Genomic DNA, 3,126 nt, shown 5'->3' on the forward strand with positions numbered 1-3,126 from the left:
CGCTGACAGTGACCAACACGGGCAATGTGACTCTGACCAATGTAACCGTTAAGGATCCTTTGACCGGACTGGATGTGAATCTGGGCACGCTGAATCCTGGAGCATCCACTGCGGTAAACACCGACTATGTGGTGACCGAGGCGGATGTGGACAAAGGCTTTGTGCTGAACACGGCACTAGCTGGAGGCGACAGCCCTGACGGAGAAGATCCAACAGATGAGACCGAGGAGGAGACACCGATTGAGAGAAACTCATCGATACAGATCGTGAAAACGGACAATGGTGCCTTGGTAGATGGTGCAGGGGATGTGATCACGTACACACTGACAGTGACCAACACAGGAAATGTAGCCTTGACAAATGTAACCGTTAAGGATCCTTTGACCGGACTGGATGTGAATCTGGGCACGCTGAATCCTGGAGCATCCACTGCGGTAAACACCGACTATGTGGTGACGCAGGCGGATGTGGACAAAGGCTTTGTGCTGAACACGGCACTAGCTGGAGGCGACAGCCCTGACGGAGAAGATCCAACAGATGAGACCGAGGAGGAGACACCGATTGAGAGAAACTCATCGATCCAGATCGTGAAAACGGACAACGGTGCCGTGGTAGATGGTGCAGGGGATGTGATCACTTACACCTTGACATTGACCAATACAGGAAATGTTGCCTTGACAAATGTAACTGTTAAGGATCCATTGACCGGACTGGATGTGAATCTGGGCACGCTGAATGTTGGTGCATCCACAGCGGTGAACACCGACTATGTGGTGACTCAGGCGGATGTGGACAAAGGCTTTGTGCTCAACACGGCACTTACCAGTGGCGACAGTCCTGACGGAGATGATCCGGAAGATGAGACAGAGATTGAAACTCCTATCGGAAGAAATCCAAACATTAGTATAACCAAAGTAGTTGACCGCGAATTTGTTCGAAGTGAAGGTGTAGTTGTTAATTATACCATTGCTGTAACCAATACAGGAAATGTGACTCTTGAGGACATTGTTGTTGTGGATGAGATGATTGGATTGTCAGCTACAATTGATGTTCTTCTTCCAGGAGAATCTGAAGAGTTCAAAGGTACTTACACAGTTACACTCCAGGATATCATTGCCCAGCGACCAATAATCAATGTTGCATCAGTTGAAGTCAGAGATCCTGTTACAGGCGAGCTATACAGTGCTGAGGCAAGAGCACAGGTGAATATTGAATGTGATGATTTCACCTTGATCACCGGTATTGTCTTGAATGATATGACAGGCGAGCCGTTGGCAGGAGTACCGGTGACATTGATTCCACAGGAGAGCACCCCTGGTGATGTGCAGATTGTGGTGACGGGAGCCAATGGACGCTATACCTTCAAAGACTTTGCGCCAGGCCAGTATTTGGTACAGGTTCAGGATGCGAATCTGAACGCCGCAAGGGGATTGTATCCGGTTGAGAGTTCGCTGTTCTTCACCTTTATTGAGGTTTGTAAACCTCAGGTGAAAGACTTTGGGTATGAGACTTACGAGGGTATCGTGCTTGGTGACTTTGTATGGTATGATCTGAACGGTGACGGCATCCAGAACGAATGGTTTGACGGCAATAATGACGGTCAGGTAACGAAGAATCCGATTACCAACACCCCGATCAGCCTGGATCAGTTCGAGTGGTTTGACCTGAACGGAGACGGCAGATACGATGGACCTGAGAATGAAGGCGAGTTGAACAAAGCCGGATTTGGTAACGACCAGAGTGAAAATGTCAAAGTGACCGGACCAAACGGATTTGAGGAAAATATCGTCGTGGGTATTCTTGGATACTGGAGAAGTAGACCGGATATGGCTCAGAATGGTGACGGAGAATACACAGCTACGGTTACTTTGGATGAATTCCTGATCCAGCAAGCAGTATTCCAGAGAAATAAAAATAGAGTTAAGGTTCTTCCCAATGCCGGTGCAAGGATGACTGATATCAACGGAAGCCGAACTGAGACTAGATGTGGATTTACCACAGATGACAGCATTACTCGGACTTCTACTCCGAGTGACAGGGTTCACCTGGATATGGACTTTGGTATCAGATGTCTGGAGACAGAGGTTCAGATCATTGCCAACGATGACGAGTTTGGTTCGCACTTCCTGAGCTTCGGCGGGGTGATTGGCAACATTCTGGACAATGACCTGTTGGAAGGCCAGCGTCCTGATCCGGCGGATGTGGACTTTGAATTCACTGAGCTTGACGGCATCATCGGTTTGTTGATCAACGAAAACGGCGAACTGAGTCTGATTCCGAATGTGAATGAGGTGAGAGACTATACCTTGCGGTACATTCTCAGAGAGACGGGCTTCCCTGAAAACAACGACGACGCGCTGGTATTCTTCCGTATTTTGAATGACAATGTTGATCTATCGGTGACCAAGACCAGCTTTGAGGCAGAGATCTATGAAGGAGACGAGTTTGAGTACGAGATCGTGGTAAGCAATGTGGGCGGTACTCCGGCGACCAATGTGACGATAGTGGATGATCTTCCTGCAAGTGTGAGCTATGTGAGTTCAACTGTGGTGAGCGTAAGTAACCAGCAGATACAGGTTGGTACACCGGTAGTGAGCGGCAACAAGATCAGCTGGAGCGTGGCATTCCTTCCTGCAGATGGAGTGATCACCCTGAGAGTGAAAGTGAAGGCAGGCGATGCCGGAACGATCACCAACGTGGTGGTGGTTGATTCCGCAGAGGATGACACCAAGGAATCGGACAACCAGGATACGGATGTGAACCAGGTGTTGCCGTTCAGAATACCGAATGTGATCACACCGAACGATGACGGGGACAACGATAGGTTTGAGATCAAGGGTCTTGGCAAATTCACAGCGAGCGAGATTGTGATCCTGAACAGATACGGAGACCACGTACTGGAGAAGACCAATTACGGCAACGACTGGAATGCACCGGGTCAAGTAGCTGGCACTTACTTCTATGTGCTGAAGCTGACGGATCGCAGTGGTAAAGTCCACGAGTTCAAGGGCTGGATCCAGGTAATCAAAGAATAATCAGAAGAGCGATGAAAACGACTTTTAAAATCATAGGAATGACCCTTTTGGTGGCGGTATTAGCCACCGGGGGTTCCTTTGGGCAGCAGCT

Annotated in this window: 1 protein-coding gene; it reads left to right on the forward strand. The window is 49.0% G+C overall.

Going from position 1 to position 3,126, the window contains the following annotated elements:
* A partial coding sequence (locus B0E43_RS23305; protein WP_139352616.1) for a gliding motility-associated C-terminal domain-containing protein occupies positions 1 to 3,035 on the forward strand: 3,035 nt, incomplete at its 5' end.
* Positions 3,036 to 3,126: the final 91 nt, after the last annotated feature.

This window comes from Algoriphagus sp. A40, from assembly GCF_002002735.1.
In the GTDB taxonomy this organism is placed as follows: domain Bacteria; phylum Bacteroidota; class Bacteroidia; order Cytophagales; family Cyclobacteriaceae; genus Algoriphagus.